Genomic DNA, 4,591 nt, shown 5'->3' on the forward strand with positions numbered 1-4,591 from the left:
CGGGTTGACTCCACGTCGGCGTCAGGGCAGTCTTGAGCGAGGGGCACTCAGCATAGTGCAGTAACACGCTCGACTATCCAGGAGGAATCACCATGGCTCGTGCGGTCGGAATCGACCTCGGGACCACCAACTCCGTCGTCTCGGTCCTCGAGGGTGGCGACCCCGTCGTCGTCGCCAACTCCGAGGGCTCGCGGACGACGCCGTCCATCGTCGCGTTCGCGCGCAACGGCGAGGTGCTGGTGGGCCAGCCCGCCAAGAACCAGGCGGTGACCAACGTCGACCGCACCGTGCGCTCGGTCAAGCGACACATGGGCACCGACTGGTCCATCGCGATCGACGACAAGAAGTACACCGCGCAGGAGATCAGCGCCCGCGTGCTGATGAAGCTCAAGCGCGACGCCGAGGCCTACCTCGGTGAAGACATCGCCGACGCGGTCATCACCGTGCCCGCCTACTTCAACGACGCCCAGCGTCAGGCCACCAAGGAAGCCGGCCAGATCGCCGGCCTGAACGTGCTGCGCATCGTCAACGAGCCGACCGCGGCCGCGCTGGCCTACGGCCTGGACAAGGGCGAGAAGGAACAGACCATCCTGGTCTTCGACCTGGGCGGCGGCACATTCGACGTCTCGCTGCTCGAGATCGGCGAGGGCGTGGTCGAGGTCCGTGCCACCAGTGGTGACAACCACCTCGGTGGCGACGACTGGGACGAGCGCGTCGTGCAGTGGCTGGTCGACAAGTTCAAAGCGTCCAGCGGCATCGACCTGACCAAGGACAAGATGGCGATGCAGCGGCTGCGCGAAGCGGCCGAGAAGGCCAAGATCGAGCTGTCGTCGTCGGGCAGCACCTCGATCAACCTGCCCTACATCACCGTCGACTCCGACAAGAACCCGCTGTTCCTCGACGAGCAGCTCACGCGGGCGGAGTTCCAGAAGATCACCCAGGACCTGCTGGACCGCACCCGTCAGCCGTTCCAGTCGGTGATCAAGGACGCCGGCATCTCGGTGTCCGAGATCGACCACGTGGTGCTGGTGGGTGGTTCCACGCGGATGCCCGCGGTGACCGACCTGGTCAAGGAACTCACCGGCGGCAAGGAGCCCAACAAGGGCGTCAACCCCGATGAGGTTGTAGCGGTGGGAGCGGCTCTTCAGGCTGGAGTTTTGAAGGGCGAGGTGAAAGACGTTCTGCTGCTTGACGTCACGCCGCTGAGCCTGGGTATCGAGACCAAGGGCGGCGTGATGACCAAGCTCATCGAGCGCAACACGACCATCCCGACCAAGCGGTCGGAGACGTTCACCACCGCCGACGACAACCAGCCTTCGGTGCAGATCCAGGTGTTCCAGGGCGAGCGTGAGATCGCCGCGCACAACAAGCTGCTCGGCTCTTTCGAGCTGACCGGAATTCCTCCGGCCCCGCGCGGCGTCCCCCAGATCGAGGTCACCTTCGACATCGACGCCAACGGCATCGTGCACGTCACCGCCAAGGACAAGGGCACCGGCAAGGAGAACACGATCAAGATCCAGGAGGGCTCCGGCCTGTCCAAGGAGGAGATCGACCGGATGATCAAGGACGCCGAGGCGCACGCCGAGGAGGACCGCCAGCGCCGCGAGGAGGCCGACGTCCGCAATCAGGCCGAGACGCTCGTCTACCAGACGGAGAAATTCGTCAACGAGCAGAAAGAGGCCTCCGGAGACGGGGCCGGCTCGAAGGTTCCCGAGGAGACGCTGAGCAAGGTCGAGGCGGCCGTGACCGAGGCCAAGACGGCGCTGGGCGGCACCGACATCTCCGCGATCAAGTCGGCGATGGAGAAGCTGGGCCAGGAGTCCCAGGCGCTCGGGCAGGCCATCTACGAGGCCACCCAGGCCGCGGGCGACCAAGCCGGCGGTCCTGGCGGCGCTGAGGCGGGCGGACCCGGCGGCTCGGCCGACGACGTGGTGGACGCGGAGGTCGTCGAGGACGACCGGGAGTCCAAGTGAGCGGCGGAAACCACAAAGCGGACGGCGACCAGGAACAGGTAACGGTCACCGACAAGCGCCGCATCGACCCCGAGACCGGCGAAGTCCGGCATGCCCCTCCCGGCCCTGAGCCGGGAGGGGCCCCGCCCGGAGAGTTTTCGGGCGAATCGCCCGAGGAAGCCGGTAAGGCCGCCGAGTTGCTGAGTGACCTGCAACGTGTGCAGGCCGACTTCGCCAACTACCGCAAGCGGTCGCTGCGCGACCAGCAGGCCGCCGAGGACCGGGGCAAGGCCCGCGTCGTCAACGAATTGCTCGGCGTGCTCGACGATCTCGAGCGGGCGCGCAAGCACGGCGACCTGGACTCCGGGCCGCTGAAGTCGGTGGCCGACAAGCTGGACAGCGCGTTGGGCGGCCTGGGCCTGACGGCGTTCGGTGCCGAAGGCGAGGATTTCGACCCGGTGCTGCACGAGGCCGTGCAGCACGAGGGCGACGGTGCCGACGGCGCCAAACCGGTCATCGGCACGGTCATGCGCCAGGGTTATCGCCTCGGGGACCAGGTGCTGCGGCACGCGCTGGTCGCGGTCGTCGACACCGTCGAGGCCGGCGAAACCGGGCAGGACACGGACGATAACGGTCCCGGCTCCGGTGACTAGGACGCACAATCAGGGCACGACGATCGGTGAGAGGAGGTGACGCGGCATGGCCCAGCGTGAGTGGGTCGAAAAGGACTTCTACAAGGAGCTCGGCGTCTCCTCTGACGCCAAGCCTGAAGAGATCAAGCGCGCCTACCGCAAACTGGCGCGCGACCTGCATCCGGACGCCAATCCCGACAACCCCGCCGCCGGTGAACGGTTCAAAGTGGTGTCGGAAGCCCATAACGTGCTGTCGGATCCTGCCAAGCGCAAGGAGTACGACGAGACGAGGCGGCTGTTCGCCGGCGGCGGGTTCGGCGGGCGAAGGTTCGACGCCGGCAACGTCGGCGGCTTCGGCGCCGGCGGTGACGGCGTCGAGTTCAACCTGAACGACCTGTTCGACGCCGCGGGCCGCAGCGGCGGCGCCACCATCGGCGACCTGTTCGGCGGCCTGTTCGGGCGCGGCGCCACTGCCCGGCCCAGCCGGCCGCGGCGCGGCAACGACCTGGAGACCGAGACCGAGTTGGACTTCGTCGAGGCCGCCAAGGGCGTGGCGATGCCGCTGCGGCTGACCAGTCCGGCGCCGTGCACCAACTGTCACGGCAGCGGGGCGCGGCCGGGCACCAGCCCGAAAGTGTGCCCGTCGTGCAACGGCTCTGGCGTGATCAACCGTAACCAGGGCGCGTTCGGCTTCTCCGAACCCTGCACCGACTGCCGGGGCAGCGGCTCGATCATCGAGCACCCGTGCGACGAGTGCAAGGGCACCGGGGTCACCACCCGCACCCGCACCATCAACGTGCGCATCCCGCCCGGAGTCGAAGACGGCCAGCGGATCCGGCTGCCCGGGCAGGGCGAGGCAGGGCTGCGCGGCGCCCCTTCCGGGGACCTGTACGTGACCGTGCACGTGCGCCCCGACAAGGTGTTCGGCCGCGACGGTGACGACCTGACGGTGACCGTCCCGGTCAGCTTCACCGAATTGGCCTTGGGCTCAACGATTTCGGTGCCAACGCTGGACGGCAAGGTCGGTGTGCGGGTGCCCAAGGGCACCGCCGACGGACGCATCCTGCGGGTGCGCGGCCGGGGCGTGCCCAAGCGCAGCGGCGGCAACGGGGACCTGCTCGTCAGGGTGAAGGTGGCTGTGCCACCCAACGTGGAAGGTGCCGTCGCCGAGGCGCTGGAGGCCTATGCGGCCGCCGAACGCGCCAGCGGATTCAACCCGCGGGCGGGATGGGCGGGCAATCACTGATGGCAAAGAAAGATGGGTCCCGGACCTTCTTGATCTCGGTGGCCGCCGAACTGGCCGGCATGCACGCGCAGACACTGCGCACCTACGACCGCCTCGGGTTGGTGCGGCCGCAGCGCACTTCCGGTGGAGGACGGCGCTATTCGCAGAATGACGTCGACCTGCTGCGCGAGGTGCAGCGGCTTTCCCAGGACGAGGGCGTCAACCTTGCCGGCATCAAGCGCATCATCGAGCTGACCAACCAGGTCGAGGCGCTGCAGGCACGGGTGCGAGAGTTGAGCGAGGAGTTGCTGGCGTCGCGCGCCAACCAGCGGCGCGAACTCGCGGTACTGCCCAAGAGCACCGCGCTGGTGGTGTGGCGACCGCGGCGCTAGCACCCGCGAGCAGCGCAACCTCAGCTGACCCGGATGGAGAACTGAGCGACGGCCGGTTCGCCGGGGAGCGCACACCGGTATCCGCCGCGGCGCAGCGCATCGGTCGGCGCGGTCATCGGCTCGAAGCACACGACGGCGTTTGCGGGGTCCTCGTCGGCTGGCGGCGCAAAGATCTGAGCCGCGGGATAGCCGCGCTCGAAGCGGACTTCCACGCGGCGCCCACCGCCGGACACCGCGAACACCGCGTTGTCGTCGACCTGATCGTAAGCGTCGTCGAAAGCCTTGTCGCCCAACGGTTCGCACCTCGCCGGCTGGGCACGGCACTCGCCGGTGGGCAGCCCCTGCCCGTCGAGGGCCAGGTGCCGCAGCGGCGGCGTCTCGATCATCCAC

At 68.3% G+C, this 4,591-nt stretch carries 4 protein-coding genes and 1 pseudogene; 4 read left to right on the plus strand and 1 reads right to left on the minus strand.

Annotation, left to right across the window (positions count from 1 at the left end; translation table 11 throughout):
• Window positions 1-92 precede the first annotated feature (92 nt).
• The 4 genes from dnaK to AC2VOK_RS12505 are packed head-to-tail and all read left to right on the plus strand — an operon-like array spanning window position 93 to window position 4,201.
• Window positions 93-1,973, plus strand: a complete 1,881-nt coding sequence (dnaK, locus tag AC2VOK_RS12490) for a molecular chaperone DnaK (RefSeq protein ID WP_428900752.1) — start codon at window positions 93-95, stop codon at window positions 1,971-1,973.
• Entirely contained in the window at window positions 1,970-2,605 is a 636-nt protein-coding gene (gene grpE, locus AC2VOK_RS12495) for a nucleotide exchange factor GrpE (protein ID WP_428900753.1), read from the plus strand. The genes dnaK and grpE overlap by 4 nt, the downstream gene beginning before the upstream one ends.
• Window positions 2,606-2,651: 46 nt before the next feature.
• Entirely contained in the window at window positions 2,652-3,830 is a 1,179-nt protein-coding gene (dnaJ, locus tag AC2VOK_RS12500) for a molecular chaperone DnaJ (RefSeq protein ID WP_428900754.1), read from the plus strand.
• Window positions 3,830-4,201 (plus strand): heat shock protein transcriptional repressor HspR, encoded by a 372-nt coding sequence (locus AC2VOK_RS12505; RefSeq protein ID WP_428900755.1) that lies wholly within the window; start codon window positions 3,830-3,832, stop codon window positions 4,199-4,201. The genes dnaJ and AC2VOK_RS12505 overlap by 1 nt, the downstream gene beginning before the upstream one ends.
• Before the next feature lie 20 nt (window positions 4,202-4,221).
• On the opposite strand, the pseudogene AC2VOK_RS12510 reads toward AC2VOK_RS12505, so the two are convergent.
• Window positions 4,222-4,591, minus strand: a pseudogene (locus tag AC2VOK_RS12510) (aldose 1-epimerase); the annotation flags it as partial.

This window comes from Mycobacterium sp. TH-M116, from assembly GCF_057473685.1.

Bases quoted from the DNA above. Each gene is read 5' to 3' on its own strand.
- dnaK (WP_428900752.1), top strand. From the start codon at position 93: ATGGCTCGTGCGGTCGGAATCGACCTCGGGACCACCAACTCCGTCGTC.
- dnaJ (WP_428900754.1), top strand. From the start codon at position 2,652: ATGGCCCAGCGTGAGTGGGTCGAAAAGGACTTCTACAAGGAGCTCGGC.
- AC2VOK_RS12505 (WP_428900755.1), top strand. From the start codon at position 3,830: ATGGCAAAGAAAGATGGGTCCCGGACCTTCTTGATCTCGGTGGCCGCC.